The organism is Pseudonocardia broussonetiae (genome assembly GCF_013155125.1).
Lineage (GTDB): Bacteria > Actinomycetota > Actinomycetes > Mycobacteriales > Pseudonocardiaceae > Pseudonocardia > Pseudonocardia broussonetiae.
On the sequence record NZ_CP053564.1, the window covers coordinates 4157355 to 4179809 of the forward strand.

Genomic DNA, 22455 nt, shown 5'->3' on the forward strand with positions numbered 1-22455 from the left:
CGGCCCCGTCACGGGACCGCGGGCCCGGGATCTCGGCGACGTGGATGCGGTGTCGCCGCCTGTCGAGCGCTGGACGCGAGGGGGCTGCTACCCGGCCACAGGGGGGTCGCTGTGCACCTGAACCTCGTCGCCGACCTGGAGGTAGTCGAAGAACGCCGCCGCATTGCCCCGTTCCATGCGGATACAGCCGTAGGAGCTGGTCTGCAGGCTGCCCTCGTGAAACGCGATGCCGCCGGGGGCGAAGAACACCGAGTAGGGCATCGGCGTGCCGTATTCGCGGCTCACCCAGTCCTTGGCCTTCCATTCCACGGCGTACCGGCCGGGTGGGGTGGGGTCGAGCTCGTCGCCGATGCTGATCGGGACCGGGCCGCGGAGGATGCGGCCGTCCTGGAACAGCCAGGCCCGCAGCCCGATCAGGTCCGCGCAGGCCCTGGCCGTAGCGGTACACGGGGTGCCCGGCACGAGCGGGGCCGGCACGGGAGGCCCGGGTATCGGCCCGGCGAGCGCCATCGAACCCGCCGACAGCAGCATCGCCACGACCAGCCCGATCATCGCAGCCCGACGGCGAACCCGGCTGAGCGTGCGCATGAAACTCCTCACTCCTGGTGTCAACCTGATAACCCTCTGAAGTCGATGAAGGTGATGGTCGAGAGGCCAAACGGGATGTGGCGAATCTCACCGCGGCCGACAGTTGCGCCGGCTTGTCACTCCGGCCGGGCGGGGCGCGCCGTCACCGGCTGGTGGCTTCGGCGATAGCGTCGGCTCCGTGGCGGGCACCGTGCGGGACTGGATCCTCCCCCCTCCGTCGACCACCCCCGTCGTCGTGGACCCGCGGCGCAGGCGGCTGATCCTCACCGAGTTGCTCGTGGTGCTCACCGTCACCACCGGCCTGTCCGCCTTGCGCAGCGCACTCAGCCTCGTCGACGCGCTGCTGGCGCCGACACCACTGGCACAGCAGCAGGTGGTGCTCAACGCTCCCGCCGCGGACGTCGAGCTGGTCGATCTGGCGCTGCAGCTGGTCCGGGTGCTGCAGCTGGTCGGCTGGGGAGCGCTCGGCGCCTACCTGCTGCTGCGCGCCGGTTTCGCGCTGCGGTCGGTGGGTTTGGATGCCACCCGTCCCGGGCGGGACCTGGGCGGGGCGATGGGGCTCGCCGCCCTGATCGGGGTCCCGGGTCTCGGGCTCTACCTGATCGCCCGGGCGTCCGGCCTGAGCGCGACGATCGCGCCGACGACGCTGGGCAGTACCTGGTGGGAGCTGCCGTTGCTGGTCGCTTCGTCGGCGGCGAACGCGTGGGCCGAGGAGGTCGTCGAGGTCGGCTACCTGCTGACCCGGCTGCGCCAGCTCGGGTGGTCGGCCAACCGTGCCGCGCTGGCGTCGGCGTTCCTGCGCGGTTGCTACCACCTCTACCAGGGCGCGAGTGGGTTCTTCGGCAACCTGGTGATGGGTCTGGTCTTCGCGCGGGTGTGGCAGCGAACCAACCGGCTGTGGATGCTCGTCGGCGCCCACACGCTGATCAACGTGGTGGCGTTCCTGGGCTACGCCCTGCTGGACGGGAGGGTCGGCTGGCTGTAGCCCGGCGCAGCGTGAAGGCGGCCAGCCGGACGGTCAGCCCATCGACGAGGAATCCGCCGACGCCCCAGGGGCTGACGGGATCGGCTACGGGGTCACCGACGCCGAGGAGAGGCAGGATCAGCGGAATCGCGAACGCGCCCACCCCGATCACCCCGGCGACGGCGGCGGCGACCAGCAGTTCGGGGCGGGGCTCCACGATGAGCGCGGCCGCGCCGACAAAGGCCACCGCGGCGAGGGCGAAACCCAGGACGACCGCCGTGCCTGCGGCGTCCAGCGCGATCCACAGGTGCAGCGCACCGGCGACGGTCCAGATGACGGCCACGACTGTGGTGCCGCCGCGGGGCGAGGAGGGCATGGTCGGCATCGTGCTCCAGGTCGGGTCAGCGGCTCGGGTTCGGTCTCGCGAAGGCCCTGCCGCCGCGCCCGGGAGCGCGGCCCGTGCGATGGAGGGCCCAGCGTGTGGCATGTCATCCCCGGTTCGGCACATCGCATGCGGCTTCTACTATCAGTGTTCTTACTATGCGGTGTAGAAGTTCCGAGTCTGCAACCGGGTCGGCATCGGAGGAGCGGCCGTGGACGTGTTTGCGCTGGTTTCGCCGGCGCCGGTGGCCGGGGCGCTGTCGTTCAGCTCCCCGTGTGCGCGGTGCGGCACATCGTTCACGGTGCTGGGTGCACGGTGTCGGTGCTGATGATGACGGGTGGCTGGACGCTGATCACGAGCCGGATGCTCTCGGTCTCTGCGCGGTTGCAATGGCCCCCGATCTAGCGTCCCCCGACCCAGCCCCGCATCGGCGTGGTGGGCGGTTCGCCGCCGCCGGGCTGGCGACACTCGCGCTCGGCGTCGTCGTGCTCGGGGCGGTGGCCACCGGTGTGGGGGTGCCGTCGGCGCTGCTGCGGTTCGTCGCAGCCGTCGCCGCGGCCGGTGCGGTCGGTGTGCTCGTCGTCGGTGCCTTCTTCCGCACATCGGCGGCCGGTCGGTCGTCCGCGCCGCGATCGGTCGCGGGCGGTTGGTGGTTCGCATGGGTGTGGGCCGTCGCCGCGGTGTCGCTCGTTCCGCTGGATGTCGTGGGCGAGCATATGTCCGCTACGCCAGGGATCGTGGTCGCCGTTCTGGCGGTGGTCGTGGCGCTGGGCTGCGCGTGGACGACGCGGTGGCGACCGGTCGCCGGGCTGCTGCTCCTGGCCCTGGCCGGGCTCGCGCCGCCCGTGGTCGCGAGCCGGGCAGTGGGCGGTCCCGACCTCGACCTCGCCACGAATGCGCTGCTGCTGCACGTCGTCGCCGCGTCGATGTGGCTCGGGGTCCGGCTCACGACGCACGGGACGGTGACGCAGCGGTACCGCCGGTTCTCCGTGGCGTGCTGGGCGGTGCTCATGTTCTCCGGGGCAGTGGCGGCACTGGTCCTCGTCCCGCTCACACGGCCGTTCGGCACGGCCCTCGGATGGCTGGTGCTGGTGGACCTCGCCGCGGTGGCCGCGCTGGGCGTCGTCGCATCGGGGTTCCGGGCCGGGGCGCTCGTGTCGGGCGTCGAGACCGGTGTGCTGGTCGTGGCTGTCGCCGCGGTGACCGGACTCGTCGGTAGCCCCCCGGCCCGCACCGCGCTCGACCCGGTGGAGGCATCCATCGGCTACCGGCTCCCGGGCGCGCCGGAGCTGCTGAACGTCTTGGCCACGTGGCGGCCGGACCTGCTGCTGGGCACCGCGGCGGTGGTGGCGGCGGTGCTCTACCTCGCCGGCGTGCGCCGGTTGCGCCGCGCCGGGCGAACCTGGTCGCCGGCCCGGAGCGCGTCCTGGGTGACCGGGTGCGCGGTGGTGTTCCTGGCCACCTCGTCGGGTGTGGGTGCCTACGCGCCGACGGTATTCAGCATGCACATGCTGGCGCACATGGCCCTGAACATGATCGCGCCGCTGGCCCTGGTGCTCGGCGCACCGGTCACGTTGGCGCTGCGCGCGTTCGTCCCGGCCCGGGACGGAGAACCGGCCGGGCCGCACGAGTGGCTGCTGGCCCTCATCGACTCCCCGGTCGCCCGGTTGCTCGCCCACCCCGGCCTCGCCGCCGTAGCGTTCGGCGGCTCCTACTACCTGCTCTACCTCACTGGCCTGTTCGAGACGGTGATCGGCGAGCACTGGTCGCGGACGGCGCTCAACGTGGTCATCCTGGTGATCGGGTACCAGTTCTGCTGGGTGGTGGCCGGGGCCGACGCGGCGCCCCGGCGGCTCCCGCACTTGGGGCGGCTCGGCGTCGTGTTCGCCGTCATGCCGTTCCACGTGATCTTCGCGGTGTTGTTGATCACTCGGACCGAGGCGGTCGCGGGGGAGTACTACCGCACGCTCGGCCTGCCGTGGTCGGTCGACCTGGTCGCCGACCAGCAGCTCGCCGGGGTGCTGTCGCTGGTGCTCGGCGAGCTGCTGCTGATCACGACCCAGGTCGTACTGCTGGTCCAGTGGTACCGCTACGACCAGCTGGCGGGTTTCCGCTCCGACCCCGGCGACGACGATGCGGCGGCCTACCGCGACATGCTCTCGACGCTGCGCCGCAGCCGTCGCGGCTGACTACGTCTCGCGGGGCGGGGTCTGGCGGTCGGCCTGTTCGGGCTCGAGCCACGACGGCGGCATGGTCGGGCCGCTGCCGTAGGGCGCCGTCGGTGCGCAATTGCCGCCGCGCCGCAGGCCGCGCCGGTCGCGCCGGGCACGCCCTGCACGGCATCGGCGACGGCCTGCGCCGATCTGACCGGGAAGAAGGCGTGGCGGTTCCAGAACGGCCAGATCTGTAGCCGTCTGCACGATCTGGAGTCCGTTGACGCCGACGGTGACCAGGGCGGCGTCCACCAGCCGACCGGGTCCGCTATGACGCCACGCGGCGGCACGTGATGTGCGGTCGGGCTACGTGCAGGGGTCCTCGTGGTCGCCGTGGGTGTCCCGTTCGACCTGCAGCGTGCTGTGCGCCACGCCGAATCGATCCCGCAGCAGTGCGGACGCTGCGTCGAGCACTGAGTCCTCGCCGCATCCGGCGTCCGGGGTCCCCGTGACGACCAGGTGTGCCGATGCGGCAGGGGAGCGGTCGTTGATCGTCCACACGTGGAGGTCGTGCACGGCAGCGACCCCGGGAATCGCGCGCAGCGCGTCCTCGACTGTTGCGACGTCGACGTCACGCGGGGCGCCCTCGAGCAGCACGTGACCCACCTCACGTAGCAGTCCGAGCGCGCGCGGGAGGATCAGCGCGACGATGAACAGCGACGCGACGGTGTCGGCATATGGCCAGCGGGTCGTGAGCAGGACGACCGCGGCCGCCAGGACTCCGACGGAGCCGAGCGCGTCGCCCAGCACGTGCAGCGCGGCTCCGCGGACGTTCATGTTCTGGCCGTCCCCGCCGGAAAGCACCCACAGCGCCAGAAGGTTGCCGACAAGGCCGAGCGCGCCGATCACGAGCAGCGGCAGGCCGGGAACTTCGGCCGGCTCGAACAGGCGCCGTACGCCCTCGACGGCGACCCATGCCACGACGGCGACGAGCGCGATCGCGTTGAGGCCGGCGACGAGCACCTCCACCCGACCCCATCCGTAGGTGCGGCGCCCGCTGCGGGGCCGCGCGGCCACGATGGAGGCGACGAACGCCGCGGCCAGCGCGCCGGCGTCGGTGAGTAGGTGTCCGAGGTCGGCGAGCAGGGCGAGCGAGCCCGTCAGCGCGGCCCCGACGGCCCCGAGCACCGCGGTGACGAGTGTGATTCCGAGTGCCGTGGCGAGCTTGCGGCGGTCCTGTTGCCCGGAGTGGCCGTGGCCGTGTCCCTGACCCATGTCCGTGTCCCTCTCTCATCAATACATGCGCATTGATGCATGTATAGCACCTCGGCTTCGCTCATGTCCAGGCGTTGAGGAGCTGCTGACCCTCGTCACCGTCCCCTGCGGGCCCTGGCCTCGCGGTCGCGGGTGGCGCAGCATGGCCGTCGGCGAGTCGGTCGTGACGAGGATCGGCCCAATCCTCGGCAGATGCCCTGGTCGCGTCCCGCACACCGGTAGTCACCCGGGCGGCGCTTGTGCGGTCGGGTCGGGGTTGACGACGATCGCGGCTCTGCCCTGCCCACGGAGGCCCCTTGGCCCGCGCTGTAGCCCCGGCCCGTGGCGCCGACCGGCGGCTCGGTCGGCGTCACCTGCTGCGACTGCTCGCGCTCGCATGCGGTGTCGCCGTGGCCGGTTGCGGAGGTGGGGACCAGGAGGGCAGCGGGGACGCCGCGGGCGGGCTCGCCCAGCTCGCCGATGAGTTCTTGCGCGTGCGGCACGACCTCGCGCCGCTGCTCGCCAAGCTGCAGGCAGAGCTCACCGACTACGGCAAGGTCTTCACCGGCGACACCGTCGTCGCCGCGATCCGCCACTACGACGGCTACTGGCGTAGTCCGCGCGTCCTCGGCCCGACCGACCGGCACAGCGCGTACCGGCTCAGCCAGGTCACGACGGAGGAGCTGGCCGCAGGCACCGGTGCGGCGCCGACCTTCCCCGCGGGCTACCGCGACGTGGCGCCGCGCCTGCAGCCGGGCCTCACTGTGCACCGCATCACGTTCCACGAGCCCGGGCAGTCGCTGGGGATCGACCTCGACGCGCTGGTTTCCGTCGCTGGTCGATGGCGGCTCCTGCCGACCCCGTGGCTGGTGCTCGACGTCGATGAGCCTGGACACAGCCACTGACGGCGAAGGGCCCGCACGGGTGGAACCGTGGTGCTGGAAGGACATGCCGACGACCAGCTGGCGGGTGTCCGCTCTGACCCCGGCGACGACGATGCGGCGGCCTACCCGGACATGCTCTCGACGCTGCGCCGCAGCCGTGGTGGCTGACTACGCCTCCCGGGGCGGGGGCGGGCGTTCGGCCTGTTCGGGCTCCAGCCACCACGGCGGCATGGTCGGGCCGCTGCCGTACTGCCGGTCCAGGGCGCGGTCGGTGCGCCGGGCGTCGCGCTCGTCGGAGCGGTACCACTGCACGACGAACGCACTGATCAGTGCCGCCGCGGCCACGTCACCGAACCCCCACAGGACCCCGCCGCCGACTTCCTGGTCGTCGATCAGGGTCGGGCCCCAGGTGCGCGCCACCTCGAGGTAGTAGCCCTCGGCCAGCACCTCGTTCATCAGCATGATCGGGATGCCGAGCAGGATGTGCATCGGAGCCAGCGCCAGTACCAGCATGAACTTGAAGAAGAACGGCGGCCGGTGCGGCACCGGGTCGACGCCCAGCAGCGCCCAGTAGAACAGGAACCCGACGAGCACGAAGTGCACGTGTGAGAAGTCGTGCAGCCACACGTTGCGCAGCGACGCCTCGTAGAGGGGTGTGTAGTAGAAGGCGAACTGGGTGATCGCGAACAGGGCGAACGCGACGCCGGGGCGCCCGATGAACCGCACGGGTCCGCTGTGCACCACGGCCAGCACGACGCGGCGCCATTCGACGGGGAACGTGCGCATCGCCAGGGTGATCGGAGCGCCCATCGCCAGACCCACCGGCGCGATCATCTGCAGCAGCATGTGCTGGATGGCGGGGACGACGAACAGGGTCCGGTCGTAGACGCCCAGCGCCGACGAGGTGGCGACGAAGACCAGCACGAGCCCGAAGAACCAGTACGCGGTCCGTGAGGGGGGCCAGGTGTCGCCGCGGCGGCGCAGCATCCGCACGCCCCACAGGTAGAGCCCGGCCGCGACCAGCACCGGGATGACCATCACGGGGTCGAACGTCCAGGCGGTCAGCATCCGGCTGACGGTGAGCGGCGGCTGATCCGCATCCGGCATCCAGGCCAGCACCGCGGTCGGCGGGGGGAGCATCAGCGATCCTCGAGGTCGGGGGAGAACCGGCGCAGGCGCAGGCTGTTGGACACCACGAACAGCGACGACACCGCCATCGCGGCGCCCGCCACGAGCGGGTTGAGCAGGCCCAGCGCGGCCAGCGGGATCGCCGCCACGTTGTAGCCGAACGCCCAGAACAGGTTGCCGCGGATGGTACGGAGCGTGGCCCGGGACAAGCGGATCGCGTCGGGTACCACCCGCAGGTCGTCGCGCACCAGGATGAGGTCGGCGGCGTCGATCGCGATGTCGGTGCCCGCGCCGACGGCCATGCCCAGGTCGGCGACGGCGAGCGCGGCCGCGTCGTTGACCCCGTCCCCGACGACCGCTACGCAGGCACCGCCCGCCTGCAGCCGCCGGACCTGCTCGGCCTTGTCGGCGGGCAGCACCTCGGCGACGACGGAACCCACGCCGATCTCGTGGCCCACGGCCGTCGCGGTCGCGGTGTTGTCGCCGGTCAGCAGCACGGTCGCCAGGCCGAGGCGGTGCAACTGCCCGACGGCCGCGCGGGCGGAGGGTTTCACGAGATCGGCCAGGCCCAGCAGGCCGACCACCGCGTCGTCGACGGCGATCAGGACGGTGGTCCGGCCCCGCCCCTCCCACTCGCCGCGCTGCGCGTCGAGCCGCGCGGGCACTTCGATGCCCAGGTCCGCGAACAGCCGAGCCCGCCCGGCGCGCACCCGGTGGCCGTCCACCACGCCCGCGGCACCGAGCCCCGGCTCACTGGTGAACCCGGTCGGGCGGGGCAGCGAACCGAGCTCGGTCAGCGCCGCCGCCACGATTGCAGCGGCCACCGGGTGCTCCGAGTCCTGCTCCAGCGACCCGGCCGCACGCAACACCTCGTCACGGGTGAAGCCGTCGGTACAGGTCAGCTCGGCCAGCGACATCCGTCCGCTGGTCACCGTGCCGGTCTTGTCGAGCACGACGGTGTCGATCGAGCGGGTGGCCTCCAGCGCCTGGTAGCCCTTGACGAAGATGCCCAGGCGGGCCCCGCGACCCGATGCCACCATCAGCGCGGTCGGGGTGGCGAGTCCGAGCGCACACGGGCAGGCGATTACCAGCACGGCGAGCGCGGCGGCGAACGCGCGCTCGACCGAGCCGTCGAGCAGCATCCACCCGGCGAAGGTCAGCACCGACAGCGCGACGACGGCCGGTACGAACCACCCGCAGATTCGGTCAGCGAGCCGCTGCACCGACGCCTCACCGGTCTGTGCCTGCTCGACCAGCCGGATCATCGCGCCGAGCTGGGTGTCGCGACCCACCCCGGTGGCCTCGACGACGAGCGAGCCGTGTCGCACGGTCGTACCGCCGACCACCGGGTCGGCCGGCCCCACCTCAACCGGTACCGACTCACCGGTCATCGCGGCAGTGTCGAGTGCGGCCTGCCCGGACACCACCCGCCCGTCGGTGGCCACCGACGCGCCCGGCCGGACCAGGAACCGCTGCCCGACCCGCAGCTCACCGATCGGCACCGGGCGCTGCGACCCGTCCGGTTCTACCAGGACGACGTCGGCGGACCGCAACGCGGCGAGCTCGCGCAACGCGGTTCCGGCCGAGCGCTGGGCCTTGGCCTCGAAGTAGCGCCCGGCCAGCACGAACGTCACCAGACCGGCAGCGACCTCCAGGTAGATCGCGTCCTCGCCGCGCAGCAGCAGATCGAGCCCGGTGGCATCCGACGGCGGTCCGGGCGGGCCGAACATCACGTAGAGCGACCAGGCGGTCGCCGCCAGCACCCCGAGCGAGACCAGGGTGTCCATCGTCGCGATGCCGTGCCGGGCGTTCGCCACCGCGGCCCGGTGGAACGGCCATGCCGCCCAGCCGATCACCGGCAGCGCGAGCGCGAGCAGCACCCACTGCCAGCCGGGGAAGCGCCATTCCGGCAGGACGGTGAGGGTGATCGACAGGTCGGCGATCGGGACGAACAGCACCACCGAGACCAGCAGCCGTCGCCACAACGTCCGGGCGCGGCCGGCGTCGTCGGAGTCGGGTTCACGGTGGCCGTCGCGCGGGAGCAGCTCCGCCCCGAAGCCGCTGCGCACCACGGTCTCGACCAGCATCTCGTCGGCGACGTCCGGATGTGTGGACACCGTGGCCCGCCCCGTGGCGTAGTTGACGCTGGCGGACACACCGGTGAGCCGGTTGAGCTTGCGCTCGACCCGGGCGGCGCAGGCCGCGCACGTCATACCGGACACGGACAGCTCGACCAGCCGATCCTGCTCGGTGGTCACCGGGGAGGTCATCTCGGGTCGCCCTTCTCATACGCCGTCGGCCGGGCAGGTCGACTGTGCCACGCCAGCAGCATCTACAAACTGTAGAAGTATCCGCGGATGGGTCGTGCGGGGCCCTCATCGCTGAGACGGCGGAGACGGAACAGGATGGCCGGCGGGTTGTTGTAGGCGGGCTGGCAGCGGGCGTCGACGGGGATGAATTCGGCTGGCGAAGGGGCTGTGCGGCGGGCTCGGCGGGACACGACCGGCGCGAGCGCGGGCCACTGACCATCACGGTGGCTCGAGCAACAGCGCCGGTGCCGGCCCGCATCGTCTAGTCATTCCGCGTGACCAGTGGAACGGCGGTGGAGCGCAGTGTCCACCGACCGGGCGTTCCCCGAAGCTGGGTGGCAGTCAGGGGGGCGACGTCGATGCGCCAGAACGCCGAGAGCGGTGCGTCGAGCGCGGAAAGCACTGCACACCGGACGACAGCCGAGTGGGTTACCGCCACCGTGTGAACGTCGTCGGGAACCGTGTCGAGCCAGTCGGCCACGCGGGCCAGCAGCAGCAGGTGCGACTCGCCGCCGTGCGGTGACGAGTCGGGCTCGGACAGCCAGGCCGTCACGGCGTGCGGCTCCGCAGCAGCGACCTCGTCCAGCGTCCGGCCACGCCACCGGCCGGGATCCCAGTCGGCCAGTGCCGGTTCGATCACGGCGGAGAGTCCCAGCCCGTCGGCGGTCTGACGGCACGCAGGCGCGGGTGAAGTCAGGACCCGGACCGCCCGGGGCAGCCGCCCACGGGCCTGTTCGACCCAGCCCGCCCCGCGGGCGTCGAGCGGCTCGTCCGAGGCGAACGCGGCCGAGTTGGTGGCCGAGGTCGACGAATGGGACACCAGCGTGATCCTGCTGCTCATCAACCCCTCCGAAGCCCTTGACACCGATCCGGCCCGCACCCGACACTTGTCATCTGAATATCTGTTCAGGTGAGTGAAGGTCCGTCCTGAAGTGCGTGGACGGCAGCCTCCCCGATAAGGAGATCCGATCATGGCTCAGGCGGCGGCACTCCCCGCGTCCACCCCAGTGACCATCCCCCTGAACGAGCTCCTCCCGTGGGCGGTGTTCGCCGGGGTCATCCTGCTGTCCCTGCTGTATCTGGTGGGCATGGACCAGGGCGCAACCTCGCTGATCTCCGGCAGCATGCTGCACGAGTTCGTGCACGACGGGCGCCACCTCCTCGGCTTCCCCTGCCACTGAGGGCCGGGACACCCGTCATGGTGAGGACCCTGCTGATCCGGGGCATGATCGCCGGGCTCGTCGCCGGTCTGGCCTACTTCGTGTTCGCCTACCTGTTCGGGGAACCTGCCGTCGAGGCGGCCATCGGCTACGAGGACCAGGTCGCCGCCGCGGCGGGTGAGGTGTCCACCGAGGAGCCGCTCGTCAGCCGCGGGATCCAGAGCACCCTCGGGCTGGCCACCGCCGCACTGATCTACGGCGTGGTGGTCGGCGGGATCCTGTCGCTGGTGTACGCCTCAATGGTCGGGCGGGTCGGACGGCTCAGCGCGCGGGCGACCTCGGCGGTGATCGCGGGGATCGGGTTCGTCTCCGTCGCCCTCGTCCCGTTCCTCAAGTACCCGGCCAACCCGCCGGCGTCGACGCTCGACACCACGGTCGGGCAGCGCACCGGACCCTTCATGGTGCTGATCATCCTGTCGGTGCTGCTCGCCGTCGGTGCGGTCATGCTGGGCCGTAGTCTCGCCGTGCGGACGGGTTCGTGGAACGCCACCCTGGTGGCGGCCGCTGCCTATCTCGTCGCGGTGGGGGTCGTCGGGTTCCTCCTGCCGACGGTCGCCGAGACCCCGGCCGGCTTCCCGGCGGCCGTGCTCTACGACTTCCGGGTGGCGTCGATCGGTGGTCAGCTCGTGCTGTGGACCGTGGTCGGGCTCGTGTTCGGTGCGCTGATCGACGGCCGGTCGCGGCGGCGCTCCGGCAACACCGTCGGCACCTCTGCCGGATAGGACAGGGCTCGTCCCCCGCGGAACGAGGAGTGCGCCGGGTGAGCCATCCGCGACAGGTCGTCGGCTGGGCCGCCTGGTTCGCCGTGCTCGGCGATCCCAGCCGGCTCATGCTGCTCGTCCTGATATCCCGCGCCGGTCCGATCTCGGTCTCCGATCTCGCCACCGCGAGCGGTCTCAAGGCCACCACGGTGTCCCATTCGCTCCGACTGCTGCGCGCGCACGAGATGGTGCGCACCGAGCGTGACGGGCACACCGTCCTGTACCGGTCGGCCCCGCACCCGGTGACCGACCTGCTCGACCGCGTGGTGGACGCCGCCGGACCCGACCACGAGGATGCCCCGCGTTGAGATCGTTCCTGCCTTGCGCCGCCCGGGCCGGCGCGGCCCTGCTGCTCACCGCCGTCCTGTTCCCCCTGACCTCCGGCACCGCCGCCGCTCACGGGGGCGCGCTCGAGGCATCTCCGAGCATCGCCCGGATCCTCTCCGTGGATCCACCGGTGCCCGGCCTCGCCGTCGCGGTCATCGAGATGGGCGCGCGGCTGCGCATCGTCAACGACACCGGCGAGACCGTGCAGGTCGTGCCGGCCGGGCCCACCCGCGCGGTGGAGCCGATCGTCCCCCCCGCAACGACCGCCCGCTGGGCCGACTCGCGGATCGACGCCGCGATGCACCCGATCCCGGCCGAGGGCGTCCGGGCCTGGTCGGTCCCGTTGCTCGTCGGCGACCGCGAGGTCTCCGTGCACGGCGAGCAGGTCTTCCCCCCGGCCCCGCCCGCGGGGCTGTGGTGGCTGGCCACCGCCGTCGCCGCCGTCGTCGCCGGAACGATGGGGACCATGGGCCTGACCCGCAGGTGGGCCGCCCTCGCGACTGCGGCGATCACCGTGCTCGTCGTCGGTGGGCACGTGGTCCACGTCCTCGGCGCGGCGCTGGTCCCGGATGACCAGTACTACCTCCTCGTCGTCGTCAGCGGCGCCGGACCCGGGCTCGCGGCATGGCTCGCCGGGGCGGTGGGCGTGGTCCTGACCGTGATTGGGCGCCGATTCGGGCTGCTGCTGTGCGGGCTGGCAGGCGCCGTCCTCGCGATGGTCACCGCGTTCGGCACCGCAGGCTTCTCCAACGCCTTGCTGCCCTTCGGGTGGAGCGCCGACCTCGATCGCCTCACCACGGTGCTGACCTTCGGCGCCGGGCTCGGCCTGTTCCTCACCGGGTTCGCGGTGCTCCGCGCCCTCACCCCGGATCTCCCGCTGGGCGACGACGATCCGCCGCCAGGCGGAGACGACGCGACCGCCGACGTCACCGAGCGGTCCGGGGGCCTGCGGTGAGCCGGACCTCGCAGATCGTCGCTGCGGCCCTCGCCGGGGCACTCGTCCTGACGGCGGGCTGCGGCGCGCCGGCGGCCCCCCCGGCCAGCGCCCCGACCAGCAGCGGACCGGCTGCCGACTCCCGCGCTGCGATCACCGCCGTTCCGACCGCCACGGTCCTCGCGCTGACCTTCGCCGACGGCCGCTCCGACCGGGCCGCGGACAGGATCGCCGTTGCACTCGGCGAGGCCGTGGAGCTGACCGTCACCAGCGACGTCGCGGACGAGGTGCACCTACACGGCTACGACCTGTCCGGGCCCGTCACGGCGGGAGGTTCGGCCACCCTGTCGTTCACCGCAGACATCCCCGGGGTGTTCGAGATCGAGCTCGAGGAGTCGGGAGAGCCGCTCGCCCGGCTCGAGGTGAGCTGATGCTGCTGGCCCACGGTGTGGGCACGCGCAGCGACCTGCCGGTCCCAGCCGAGCTCGCCGCAGTCGGCGCCGGCCTCGCGGTGGTGATCTCCTTCGCCGTACTCGCACTCCGGTGGCGCACCGCCCGGCCCGACGGCACCACGGCGGGCCGTCCACTCCCCGGCCCGATCGCGGCGGTGCTCGACAGCTCGCTGCCGCGCCTGGCCCTGCGGGTCGCCGGCCTGCTCGCCGCCACCGCGGTCGTCGTCATCGGACTGTTCGGTCCGGACGACCCGAGCGACAACGTGGCGCCGTGGGCGCTGTACGTGACGTTCTGGGTCGGGCTGGTCCCCGCATCCCTGCTGCTGGGGCCGGTGTGGCGGCTGCTCAACCCGCTGCGCCTCCTGCACGTGCTCGTGGCCCGCGTGGCACGCATCGACCCCGACAAAGGTCTGCGCCGGCTCCCCGACGGCATCGGGATCTGGCCCGCAGCGGCGTCGCTGGGGGTCTTCGTCTGGCTGGAGCTCGCCCATCCGGACCCGGCGAATCCTCGGTTGGTCGCCGCCTTCGTCCTCGGATACTCCGCCGTCCACGTCGTCGCCGCGCTGGTGTTCGGCCGCTCCTGGTTCGACCGCGGCGACGGTTTCGAGGTGTACTCGACGCTGCTGGGATCCCTCGCCCCGCTGGGCCGTCGCGCCGACGGGCGGCTCGTGTTGCGCAACCCGATCGACGGGCTGGGCTCGGTGCCCGCCGTACCCGGGCTGGTGGCGGTCGTGGTCGTGCTCGTCGGATCCACCGCGTTCGACGGGCTGTCCCGGACCTCGTTCTGGGCCGCTGCCGTGCCCGACGGGCCGGCGTGGCGCACCGCAGGTCTGGTGATCGCCACGGCGGCGGTCGCCGTGCTCTACCTCGCCGCAACCCGCCGGCCAGACCCAGGGCCCGGCACCGGCCGGGCCCCGCTCCCGGCCGGTTACGCCCCCACCCTCATCCCGATCGCCGCCGGCTACGCGATCGCCCACTACTTCTCGCTGCTGTTGTTCGACGGCCAGCTGACGATCATCCTGGCCAGCGATCCACTGGGGAACGGCACCGACCTGTTCGGCACCGCGAACCGCACCGTGGACTACGCGGTGGTCGGCACGACGACCATCGCGCTCGTCCAGCTCGGCGCGATCGTGATCGGGCACCTCGTGGCCACGGTGAGCGCACACGACCGCTCGCTGCGGATGTTCCCGGCGCCGATCGCCACCCGCGTGCAGTACCCGTTGCTCGCCGCGATGGTGGCCCTGACCTGTGGGGCGGTGGGCCTGGTGTTCGCGCCGTAGGCCGACCAGCCGTTCAGTTGTCGTCCCACACGAATTATGCACGTTATGAGCGGAAGCTGACGTGGATGTGATCGTAGTGGCCGCCGGTCGCGTCCGCCGGGTCGTACACCCCGCCACCGGTGTAGGCGCGACCCCATCCTCCCTGATCCGCCGTGCCGGGAGTCCAGATGCGGCCCTGCCAGATGAGGTAGGCGACACCTAGTGCGTCGGCGTTGAGGCGGAACCACTCGGCCGCCCGCCATCCGTTGTCGATCTCGGCGCCCCGGGCGAAGCGTCCACCCTCCCCGGGGAACAGGTCACATCCCTTGCCGCGCGGGTGGTCACTCGTCGGGTTTCCCGGTCGGCCGGCGAAGCAGCCGGCCGATCGGATCACCGGTCCGGACCTCAGCCCGCCGAAAGCCACCTCGGCCTGGGCCAGGGCGTAGGCGGTCGTGGGTGTCACGCATCCGCGGGTACTCGTCGGGTCCTCGGCCGTGCAGCCCGCGCCGGCGCCTTCCAGGGCCTGCACCGATCCGGCGCTGCCGGGGGCGCAGGCGGTGCTCGCGGATGCAGCGAGGACGGTGGCGTCGGAGCCGGCCGCCGCGAGGATGTCCGCGGCCGTCTGTTCCCACTTCGCGTAGGCCAGGGGGAACGCGGAGCGCTGGACGGTCTGAGCCGCCTGCCACAGCGGCATCTCCGTCCAGCCGGGGACCGCGAGCAACCTCTCGAAGAACTGGGTGGCCGCGTAGCGCGGGTCCCGCACCTGCGCGGGGCTGCCCCAGCCTTGCGACGGACGCTGCTGGAACAGGCCGAGGGAGTCGCGGTCGCCGTAGTCGAGGTTGCGCAGGCCCGACTCCTGCAGTGCGGTACCCAGGGCGACCCAGAGGCCGCGGTCGGGTACACCGAGCTCGCGACCCGTGGCCACGATGGCAGCGGCGTTGGAGAGCTGCTCGCCGCTGACCCCGGCGTCGCCTGCTGGCTTGATCGGCACCGCTGCGCCGGAAGGAGTGCACGCCCCCTGGCGCGCAGCGCTGCTCATCAGCGCGGAGGCCGCGACGAAGGCGACCCCGCCGAGGGCTGCGACCAAGGCAAGTAGAGCGGCTACTGCCGCAAGGCGGACGCCGAGTCGTCGTACCGCAACGGCGGCGTGCTCATATCCGTTCACGACATGCGGGCCGACCTGGTGTCTCCGGTGGTGACCCCGCTGCTCACCGTTCGAGGGTGCCCCACGATGACCGGTTTGCGAAAGTCCGGGTCGTCCGGACGTTGCCTCTCACTATCAGGCGGCGACCAGGAGACCGGTCAGATACATGATCACCACGCCAGCGCCGAGCCCGCCGAGCATGGCCGGGTCGAGCAGGCGGCCGCTGGTGCGGTCGCGCAGCCCGGGCACGATCTGGATGATCACCTGCACGATCGCCCCGACGCCGACGCCGAACAGCAGTGCCGAGAGGCCTGCGTTGTCCACCGATGCGCCGATGACGGCGCCGAGGATGGCGGGCGCACCGGCGATGAGGCCAAGCCCGACCAGGGACCACAGCGACGGGCGGCGTGTCGTCAGCGGGGCGACGATGGCCAGTCCTTCGGTGGTGTTGTGCGCGGCGAAGCCCACGATCAGGGCGGCGCCCAGCGCGAGCTCGCCGACCGCGTACGCCGACCCGATCACGAGGCCCTCGCCGAGGTTGTGCAGGCCGATCCCGATGGCGATCATCACCGCCAGTCGCATCCCGGCCGAACCGGTGTCGCGCTCGTCGGGCCGGCGGCCCGCGAGCACCTTGTCGACGGTGGTCAGGGCGAGGAAGGCCAGCCCAGCACCGAGGAACACGAGGACCGGGCCGCCGAACGCGCCTCCGGACAGTGCGGCCAGCTCGAGGCCCTCGAGCAGGGCGTCGAGGGCCAGGTAGGCGAGCAGACCGACGGTCAGTGCCAGCAGAACCCGGACCACGCGTCCGCTGGTGCGGCGCAGGATGGGCAGCACCAGCATCCCCAGCAGCACGGGCAGCACGCCGACGTACGTGCCGACCAGCGCCATCAGGCCGAGGAACTCGAACCCGGGTTCCGGGGTGGCGACGGCGGCGTCGACGACGTGCTCGATCACGAGCCCGGTGGAGGTCAGCATCGAGACGGTGTAGGGCTGCCCGTCCTGCCACGGGTAGTTCAGCACGAGGGTGTCGGCCGCCAGCCGGCCGATCGGTTCATCCGCGCCGGTGAAGTCCACGTAGGAGTCGTTGACGAAGACCTGCGCGACGGCGACGGGGTCCGGGCCGGTGTTGCGCAGCACCAGTTCGATCGAGCCCGGTGCGATGACCGTGCGCTCGACGGCCAGCTCCTCGACCGGGGGGCCCAACCGTTCCGGCAGGGTCTGCCCGCCGTAGGCGGCCAGACCGCCCAGGGCCGCGACCAGGACGGCGACCAGGCCGACGACCAGGACCCACAGCGGGACCCGCCCGGACTTGCCGGTGCGGGTCTCGGCCGGCGTCGGCCCCTCGGCGTCAGCCCGGGCGTCCGGGTCCATCGGGCGCTCGGCGTCGCGGCTCTCCTCGGTGGTGCTCATGACTCGGCTCCGTCCACGACGTCGAAGAAGCCCATCCAGCCGAGGTCGGCGAACTCGGACTTGTGGGCGTGGAACATGAACTTCCCCGGGTAGGGGAACCGGATCTCGCAGATCCCGCGCTGGCCCTGGGCCTGGATGACGGTGTCGGTGAACTCGCTGGGTTCCAGGCGGGTGCCGGTGGGGTAGTAGTCGAAGAAGTTGCCGTGCAGGTGGAAGCTGTTGATCGGGTCGTACTCCAGGATGTTCACCAGGTAGATCCGGACCAGCTCGCCGCGGCGGACCTGGATCGGGTCGTTCATGTAGACGAACGGGATGCCGTTCACGGCGTAGAGCTGGTTGCCCTCGCCGTCGAACGTCGTGTTGTAGCCGTGCTGCACCATGATCATCTCGTCGGCGGGGGGACGGCCGCCGGGCGGGTCGACGATGAACGTGCCGTACATGCCGCGCGCGATGTGCTCGGCCAGCGGCCCGACGTGGCAGTGGTAGAGGTGCAGTCCGAACGGCTCGGCGTCGAAGGTGTAGGTGAACTCCTCGCCCGGGGAGATGATGCCGCGCCCGACCATCGGGACGCCGTCCATCTCGGCGGGGTGGATGCCGTGGAAGTGCATCGTGTGGGGGTGCTCGGAGTCGTTGACGAAGCGCACACGCATCAGGTCGCCGGCAGTGGCGCGCAGGGTGGGGCCGGGGATGGAGCCGTTGAACGTCCACGCGGGGAACACCACGCCGGGCGCGACCTCGATGTCGCGGTCCTCGGCGCGGATTGTCCAGTCGCGCACGGTGCGGCCGTTCTCGGTGGAGACCGTGCCGTAGTCGAACTCGCGCAGCAGAGTGCGGGGGTCGAAGCCGTTGGCCGCGTGGTCGACACCGGCACCGCCGCGGAACGTCGCGCCGTTCGCGCCCCCCATCGCGGAGTGGCCACCACCGGAGCCTGCTCCGCCGCCCGGCTCAGGCGGGCTGTGGTGGTCCGGGGGAGTGTCGGCGGATGCACGGAGGGGAAGCGCGGCGAGCGCGACCCCGCCCGCACCGGCCAGGAATCGCCGTCGAGACGTCATGGGGTTCCTCCGAAGACGAGATCGGCCAGCTGCGGGCCCAGTGGGATGCGTCGCCCGTCGAGTCGGACCCACAGCGGCCCTCCGAAAGGGGCCTGCTCCAGTACCTCGAGCGCGACACCCGGCCGGATGCCGAGCTCTCCCAGATAGCGCAGGGCGGTGCTGTCGCGGGCGGACACCCGGCTGACCACGACGTGCGACCCCGGGTGGGCCTGGCTCAGCGCGGGTGGCCTGCCATCGTCGTGGTGGCCGTGGCGCGTCGGGATCGGATCGCCGTGCGGGTCGTGCGTCGGATGTCCGAGAAAAGCGTCGATGCGCTCAAGGAGCCGCTCGCTCACGGCGTGCTCCAGGATGTCGGCCTCTGCATGCACGTCCTCCCACGGGACACCGAGCACCCTGACGAGGAACTCCTCGACCAGCCGTTGACGGCGGATCACCGTCACCGCATGCCGCCTCCCGTGGTCGGTCAGCTCGACCCGGTGGGCTGCGGGCCGCACGACGAGATCATCGACGGCCAGCCGGTTGAGCATGGCCGACACCGACGGCGGCGCTACGCCCAGCAGTTCGGCGAGGGAGCTGGTGGTCGCCGAACCCCGGCTGGTGGTGAGGTCGAAGACCGCCTTGAGGAAGTCTTCGACGGCCTCGGTGTGGGGTCGTGAACAGCACTGATGACTCTGGTGACGTGCCGCGACAGCGCGCATGAACCGAAAGGATAGACGCTGTGACCATCAACAGTTAGTCGTGTCTCATTATCGGACGAGCCATATCAAGCAGGACCCGTAGTGAGCCCGTCAGAAGACCGGTGCGCAGCCGCCTGCGTCGGCAGAGGAGCGGTGTTCGGGTTGTCGGTCAGCGCTCGAAGGAATTGCTCGAAGCGCGGGTCGTCGGGGGTGTCCAGGGCCGGACGACACGAACAGGAAGTCGGCGTCGGTCACGCGGGGCATCGAAATACGCCGTGACGGTGTTCGGGGCCGTGCGGGCGGGGTCGGAAGTGATCAACGACGTTCAGCTTCTGAGCGCTGCTGACCTGGCGCCCACGGTCCGCCACGCCGCGACCAGCAGGACGAGGCGGGCGACGCCGAGCAGCCATGGGATCGGCAGGGACAGCCCGTACCAGAACAGCGCCTCGACGGGAAGCAGGACGACGGCGAGGACGGCGCCGGCGCGCGACCCGTGCCGCACCAGCCACGCCGCCCACGCTGCGGTGAGGGTGAGGGCCAAGAAGACGGTGGTGAGCACGACGAGGGTGGAGGGCGACGCCCCGATGGACCACGGACCGGCGTACATGCGGAAGACCCCGAAGAAGGACGGCAGCTGCCCGGACTCGAGGAGCGACGCGGCGACGGGGACGCTCGCGCTCCCGAACCCGGCGACGTAGACCCACGTCACCACCGCGAAGGCGCGGGCGGGGAGCGCCGCGCGCTCTGCCTCGGGCCGCCGGGATCGCCGCACCAGCGTCAGCCCCAGCACAGCGAACAGCAGCAACCAGGCCGCGACCGCCCAGCCGGCCAGCGCGGGCGCGAACGCGAGTGCCGGGAGAACCGCGACCAGCAGCCACAGGCCGAGGACCGCGGTCAGCCACCGCCGCAGGCCCGGCCAGGTGCCGCGGCGCGCCACCTCCACACCGAGCACCAGCAACGCGATCCCCAGCAGGACGGTGTAGACGGCGTAGACGACGGCGAAGGCCCGGGGCGTCGCGCCGAATGCCGACACCGGCACCGAGATCGCTATGCCCTCGGCGACGGTGAGCGCGGCCAGCACGGCCACCGCAGCGTGGTGGGCCAGCCGGGCGCGGCGTGTCCTGGGCACGACGCCGCTCGACCAGAGGGACAGCAGTCCGAGGACCGGCCCAACATGGCAGAGGGCGAGCACGATCTGCAGGGCTGCGGAGCCCCGCACGGGGTGCGGGTAGACGCTGGCGGCCCCGCTCTCTCCCGCCAGGTAGCCGGCGAGTGCGGCCCCCAGGACGCCACCCGCGACGCACACGGCGGCGGCCACGTCCACCCGGCCACCACCACGCAAGACCGCAATCGCGCGAGTCATCGCGCCCGCTCGGCGGCCGGTGAGTCTGGCCGCGGTGGCCCATCGGGCGGTCCGTCTCGGGTTCATCACTCCTCCACCGCGATGACGGGCCGGTGCGGGATGGCGCAGGCCAGGCTCAGCACGGCGAGGGACGAGAGGAACAGGGCGGCCACCCACGCGCCACGCGGGTTGCCGACGGCGAGGCCGCTGCCGATCAACGACGCGAGGATCAGCCAGACCGGGACCGGCGAGAGCGCGATGGCGCCGGCGACGACGCGCGCCCAGGGCCGTCCGCGGCCGGATAGCGCGTAGCCCCCGGCCATTCCGAACAGCGGCACCGCGATCGCGCCACCGCCGATCCCGCCGTCTGCGAAGACCGAGACCAGGACGGCCGGGGTGGCGGCGATGAACGCGAGCGGGGCCAGTGCCAGCCAGCGCCACCCGCGGCGGCCGCCCGTGCGGCGGAGGTGTTCGGCCCAGCCGAGCAGCACACCGGTGACCACTCCGGGTAGCAGGATCCCCTCGAACGTCCCCACCCAGTCGAACGTCGACGCCGGGCCGGCGATCTCGGCCATGACCGCCCGCAGACCGGCGGCCCAGGCGAGCCCGCAGACCGCACCGATCAGCAGCAGCGGCGCCGCTCCGAGCGGCCCGCCGCCGGGTCGGGCGATGTGGGTCGGGCCGGTCGCGGTGGGTCGGGTCGTTCGGCTCGGGTCCATGGCTCCTCCTTCGTTTCGGGCGGCGACCGGTTACCGCGACGCGGGCGTCAGGACGGCAACCTTGATCACGCGGCCGGACCTGCGCTCGTAGTCGGCGAAGAACGGGGCCGTCGCCAGCACCACGTCCGACCACAGCGCGTCGCGCTCAGCCCGGTCGGGCACGCGCACGGCGACATCGGTGACGGTGCCCCGGATCTGGACCTGCGCGGTGGACGTCGCGGCGAGGTTGCGGATCCACTGCGGCTCGGCCTCGGCCCCGCCCGACGAGGCGGCGACGAGGTAGCCGCCGCGGTGCGGGAAGTAGGCGACCACGACGGTGTGCGGCACCCCGGTCCGCCGCCCGGGCACGGTGAGGAGCAGGGCGGGCAGGCCCTTGGCGGTGCCGCCGACCCGGCCGTCGGTCCGGCGGTAGAGCCCGACGGCGGCGGCGTTGGCCCGGCGGAGCACGGCGGGTAGGACGCGGCTCGACACTCCGCCTCGTGCCCGGGAGCGGGGGTTCGCCGCCCGCGGCAGGTTCCTGCGGACCTGCTGCATGTGGCGGGTGTAGCGGCGCCGTCCGACGACCCGCCAGTACAGCCGGATCGGCAGGGGGAGGTCGCCCATCATCATGGCCGTCTCGGCGGGGGTGGCGGTCTCCTCCAACTGGCCCGTCGCGATGAGCTTCTCGTCGTCGGTGAACCCCGCGAACGCGCGCTCACCGACCTCTTGCCACTCAGCCGGGGTGATGTGCGCCCGGATGATCGGGAGGATCTGAGACTCCTCCTCGTCGAGGTGCTCGCCGAGCGCGACGCCGAGTCCGTCGATCGCCGCGGCGAGTGCCTCGTTCGCCGCCGGGGCCTCGCGCCACGGCACGAGCAGCGTGCGGACCTCCGTGGTGAGCGCGGCGACGCCGTCGTGCTGGGCCTGCATCCGGGCCACCAGCTCGGCGTTCGGTGTGGCGCGCTCCAGTAGGCGCGGCCAGATGTGCTCGTCCTCGGCGGTGTGGTGGTGGTGAAGGCCGTTGAGGTGGAAGTCGGCGTGCCCGGCGACCAGCGCAGCGTGGCGGGTGTCGCCGGCCGGGGTGTGCCGCACCAGGTCGGCCAGCTCCTGGAAGCCCCGCCGGAGGATGCGGTGGATCACCACCATGTCCTCGGTCCTGGCCTCCGACCCGGCCTCCGCGGCCCGCTCGCGGGTGCTCACCGCGATCCAGCCGGGGCAGGCGCGGGGTAGACGTCGACGGCCTCGAAACCGACGATGGTCGTGCGGTCGTCGGGCACGACACCGACCTCCAGGAACGCGGGGTGCAGCCGCTCGGCGACGAAGCGATCGGCGTCGGCCTGCGTGGCCCAGATCTCGACGGCCAGCACAGCGCCATCGGCCTCGCCGACTACCGCGTGGAGCAGGCCGTCCGGGCGTTCGTCGCCCAGCGCGGCCGAGAACGCCCGGACCTGTTGCATGGTTGTTCCTGGACTGCGGGTGAAAGTGGCGTAGGTCATGGGCGCGGACGTTAAGGA

The 22455-nt window shown here is 72.2% G+C and carries 24 protein-coding genes; 9 read left to right on the top strand and 15 right to left on the bottom strand.

Annotated features, from left to right (window positions below; genetic code table 11):
- Positions 1-87: 87 nt before the first annotated feature.
- The gene (locus HOP40_RS20555) at positions 88-588 is read right to left on the bottom strand and encodes a L,D-transpeptidase (protein ID WP_172161008.1); all 501 of its coding nucleotides are present in this window, start codon (positions 586-588) and stop codon (positions 88-90) included.
- 178 nt (positions 589-766) lie between these two features.
- Between HOP40_RS20555 and HOP40_RS20560 the strand changes: the two genes are divergently transcribed.
- Positions 767-1573 (top strand): CPBP family intramembrane glutamic endopeptidase, encoded by an 807-nt coding sequence (locus tag HOP40_RS20560; protein ID WP_172161010.1) that lies wholly within the window; start codon positions 767-769, stop codon positions 1571-1573.
- Here HOP40_RS20560 and HOP40_RS20565 read toward each other — a convergent pair.
- Entirely contained in the window at positions 1515-1928 is a 414-nt protein-coding gene (locus HOP40_RS20565) for a hypothetical protein (RefSeq protein ID WP_172161012.1), read from the bottom strand. The two genes, HOP40_RS20560 and HOP40_RS20565, sit on opposite strands and share 59 nt — an antisense overlap.
- Before the next feature lie 743 nt (positions 1929-2671).
- On the opposite strand from HOP40_RS20565, the gene HOP40_RS20570 reads away from it, so the two are divergent.
- A complete protein-coding gene (locus HOP40_RS20570; protein WP_172161014.1) occupies positions 2672-4123 on the top strand; it encodes a cytochrome c oxidase assembly protein in 1452 nt (483 codons plus the stop codon).
- Here HOP40_RS20570 and HOP40_RS20575 read toward each other — a convergent pair whose 3' ends face one another.
- Together HOP40_RS20575 and HOP40_RS20580 are read right to left on the bottom strand one after the other, a co-directional pair.
- Positions 4124-4399, bottom strand: coding sequence for a hypothetical protein (locus tag HOP40_RS20575; protein ID WP_172161016.1), 276 nt, complete (start codon positions 4397-4399; stop codon positions 4124-4126).
- 54 nt (positions 4400-4453) lie between these two features.
- Positions 4454-5362 (bottom strand): cation diffusion facilitator family transporter, encoded by a 909-nt coding sequence (locus HOP40_RS20580; RefSeq protein ID WP_172161018.1) that lies wholly within the window; start codon positions 5360-5362, stop codon positions 4454-4456.
- A gap of 389 nt (positions 5363-5751) precedes the next feature.
- Here HOP40_RS20580 and HOP40_RS20585 point away from each other — a divergent pair, with 389 nt between their 5' ends.
- Positions 5752-6246 (top strand): hypothetical protein, encoded by a 495-nt coding sequence (locus tag HOP40_RS20585; protein ID WP_172161020.1) that lies wholly within the window; start codon positions 5752-5754, stop codon positions 6244-6246.
- A gap of 147 nt (positions 6247-6393) precedes the next feature.
- Here the strand turns inward: HOP40_RS20585 and HOP40_RS20590 are convergent, their stop codons facing one another.
- From HOP40_RS20590 to HOP40_RS20600, 3 genes are all read right to left on the bottom strand, one after another.
- The gene (locus HOP40_RS20590; RefSeq protein ID WP_172161022.1) at positions 6394-7365 is read right to left on the bottom strand and encodes a cytochrome c oxidase assembly protein; all 972 of its coding nucleotides are present in this window, start codon (positions 7363-7365) and stop codon (positions 6394-6396) included.
- Entirely contained in the window at positions 7365-9623 is a 2259-nt protein-coding gene (locus HOP40_RS20595) for a heavy metal translocating P-type ATPase (protein WP_172161024.1), read from the bottom strand. Before HOP40_RS20595 ends, HOP40_RS20590 begins: the two co-directional genes overlap by 1 nt.
- Positions 9624-9924: 301 nt before the next feature.
- A complete protein-coding gene (locus HOP40_RS20600) occupies positions 9925-10503 on the bottom strand; it encodes a histidine phosphatase family protein (RefSeq protein ID WP_172161026.1) in 579 nt (192 codons plus the stop codon).
- A 130-nt stretch (positions 10504-10633) separates the two neighbouring features.
- Between HOP40_RS20600 and HOP40_RS20605 the strand changes: the two genes are divergently transcribed.
- From HOP40_RS20605 to HOP40_RS20630, 6 genes are read left to right on the top strand one after another with little or no spacing between them, the layout of a single operon-like run.
- Positions 10634-10843, top strand: a complete 210-nt coding sequence (locus HOP40_RS20605) for a CbtB domain-containing protein (protein WP_172161028.1) — start codon at positions 10634-10636, stop codon at positions 10841-10843.
- A gap of 17 nt (positions 10844-10860) precedes the next feature.
- Complete coding sequence (locus HOP40_RS20610) at positions 10861-11604, top strand: CbtA family protein (RefSeq protein WP_172161030.1); 744 nt, start codon at positions 10861-10863, stop codon at positions 11602-11604.
- Positions 11605-11642: 38 nt separating this feature from the next.
- Positions 11643-11951: an ArsR/SmtB family transcription factor gene (locus HOP40_RS20615; RefSeq protein ID WP_172161032.1), complete on the top strand. Its 309-nt coding sequence runs from the start codon at positions 11643-11645 to the stop codon at positions 11949-11951.
- Positions 11948-12925 carry a hypothetical protein gene (locus tag HOP40_RS20620; RefSeq protein WP_172161034.1) on the top strand — a complete coding sequence of 326 codons (978 nt, stop codon included), beginning with the start codon at positions 11948-11950 and terminating at the stop codon, positions 12923-12925. Before HOP40_RS20615 ends, HOP40_RS20620 begins: the two co-directional genes overlap by 4 nt.
- Positions 12922-13335 carry a cupredoxin domain-containing protein gene (locus tag HOP40_RS20625; RefSeq protein ID WP_172161036.1) on the top strand — a complete coding sequence of 138 codons (414 nt, stop codon included), beginning with the start codon at positions 12922-12924 and terminating at the stop codon, positions 13333-13335. Before HOP40_RS20620 ends, HOP40_RS20625 begins: the two co-directional genes overlap by 4 nt.
- A complete protein-coding gene (locus tag HOP40_RS20630) occupies positions 13335-14639 on the top strand; it encodes a hypothetical protein (protein ID WP_172161038.1) in 1305 nt (434 codons plus the stop codon). The genes HOP40_RS20625 and HOP40_RS20630 overlap by 1 nt, the downstream gene beginning before the upstream one ends.
- A 43-nt stretch (positions 14640-14682) precedes the next feature.
- On the opposite strand, the gene HOP40_RS20635 is transcribed toward HOP40_RS20630, so the two are convergent.
- The 8 genes from HOP40_RS20635 to HOP40_RS20670 form a co-directional block, all read right to left on the bottom strand.
- On the bottom strand, positions 14683-15705 hold the full coding sequence (locus tag HOP40_RS20635; protein ID WP_172161040.1) for a VldE C-terminal domain-containing protein: 1023 nt from the start codon (positions 15703-15705) through the stop codon (positions 14683-14685).
- Positions 15706-15897: 192 nt separating this feature from the next.
- Positions 15898-17172: a ZIP family metal transporter gene (locus tag HOP40_RS20640; RefSeq protein WP_205346847.1), complete on the bottom strand. Its 1275-nt coding sequence runs from the start codon at positions 17170-17172 to the stop codon at positions 15898-15900.
- Entirely contained in the window at positions 17169-18077 is a 909-nt protein-coding gene (locus HOP40_RS20645; protein WP_205346848.1) for a multicopper oxidase domain-containing protein, read from the bottom strand. The genes HOP40_RS20640 and HOP40_RS20645 overlap by 4 nt, the downstream gene beginning before the upstream one ends.
- Positions 18078-18220: 143 nt before the next feature.
- On the bottom strand, positions 18221-18922 hold the full coding sequence (locus HOP40_RS20650; RefSeq protein ID WP_172161053.1) for a metal-dependent transcriptional regulator: 702 nt from the start codon (positions 18920-18922) through the stop codon (positions 18221-18223).
- 304 nt (positions 18923-19226) lie between these two features.
- Positions 19227-20225 carry a hypothetical protein gene (locus HOP40_RS20655; protein ID WP_172161055.1) on the bottom strand — a complete coding sequence of 333 codons (999 nt, stop codon included), beginning with the start codon at positions 20223-20225 and terminating at the stop codon, positions 19227-19229.
- Between the two features lie 104 nt (positions 20226-20329).
- Positions 20330-20962: a hypothetical protein gene (locus HOP40_RS20660; RefSeq protein WP_172161057.1), complete on the bottom strand. Its 633-nt coding sequence runs from the start codon at positions 20960-20962 to the stop codon at positions 20330-20332.
- 30 nt (positions 20963-20992) lie between these two features.
- Positions 20993-22141 carry a nitroreductase/quinone reductase family protein gene (locus HOP40_RS20665; protein ID WP_205346849.1) on the bottom strand — a complete coding sequence of 383 codons (1149 nt, stop codon included), beginning with the start codon at positions 22139-22141 and terminating at the stop codon, positions 20993-20995.
- A complete protein-coding gene (locus HOP40_RS20670; RefSeq protein ID WP_172161059.1) occupies positions 22138-22398 on the bottom strand; it encodes a hypothetical protein in 261 nt (86 codons plus the stop codon). Before HOP40_RS20670 ends, HOP40_RS20665 begins: the two co-directional genes overlap by 4 nt.
- Positions 22399-22455 lie beyond the last annotated feature (57 nt).

Coding starts and splice junctions, on each gene's coding strand:
- HOP40_RS20555 (WP_172161008.1), bottom strand. CDS start 588: ATGCGCACGCTCAGCCGGGTTCGCCGTCGGGCTGCGATGATCGGGCTG.
- HOP40_RS20565 (WP_172161012.1), bottom strand. CDS start 1,928: ATGCCCTCCTCGCCCCGCGGCGGCACCACAGTCGTGGCCGTCATCTGG.
- HOP40_RS20580 (WP_172161018.1), bottom strand. CDS start 5,362: ATGGGTCAGGGACACGGCCACGGCCACTCCGGGCAACAGGACCGCCGC.
- HOP40_RS20590 (WP_172161022.1), bottom strand. CDS start 7,365: ATGCTCCCCCCGCCGACCGCGGTGCTGGCCTGGATGCCGGATGCGGAT.
- HOP40_RS20595 (WP_172161024.1), bottom strand. CDS start 9,623: ATGACCTCCCCGGTGACCACCGAGCAGGATCGGCTGGTCGAGCTGTCC.
- HOP40_RS20600 (WP_172161026.1), bottom strand. CDS start 10,503: ATGAGCAGCAGGATCACGCTGGTGTCCCATTCGTCGACCTCGGCCACC.
- HOP40_RS20605 (WP_172161028.1), top strand. CDS start 10,634: ATGGCTCAGGCGGCGGCACTCCCCGCGTCCACCCCAGTGACCATCCCC.
- HOP40_RS20610 (WP_172161030.1), top strand. CDS start 10,861: ATGGTGAGGACCCTGCTGATCCGGGGCATGATCGCCGGGCTCGTCGCC.
- HOP40_RS20630 (WP_172161038.1), top strand. CDS start 13,335: ATGCTGCTGGCCCACGGTGTGGGCACGCGCAGCGACCTGCCGGTCCCA.
- HOP40_RS20640 (WP_205346847.1), bottom strand. CDS start 17,172: ATGAGCACCACCGAGGAGAGCCGCGACGCCGAGCGCCCGATGGACCCG.
- HOP40_RS20645 (WP_205346848.1), bottom strand. CDS start 18,077: ATGGGGGGCGCGAACGGCGCGACGTTCCGCGGCGGTGCCGGTGTCGAC.
- HOP40_RS20650 (WP_172161053.1), bottom strand. CDS start 18,922: ATGCGCGCTGTCGCGGCACGTCACCAGAGTCATCAGTGCTGTTCACGA.
- HOP40_RS20660 (WP_172161057.1), bottom strand. CDS start 20,962: ATGGACCCGAGCCGAACGACCCGACCCACCGCGACCGGCCCGACCCAC.
- HOP40_RS20670 (WP_172161059.1), bottom strand. CDS start 22,398: ATGCAACAGGTCCGGGCGTTCTCGGCCGCGCTGGGCGACGAACGCCCG.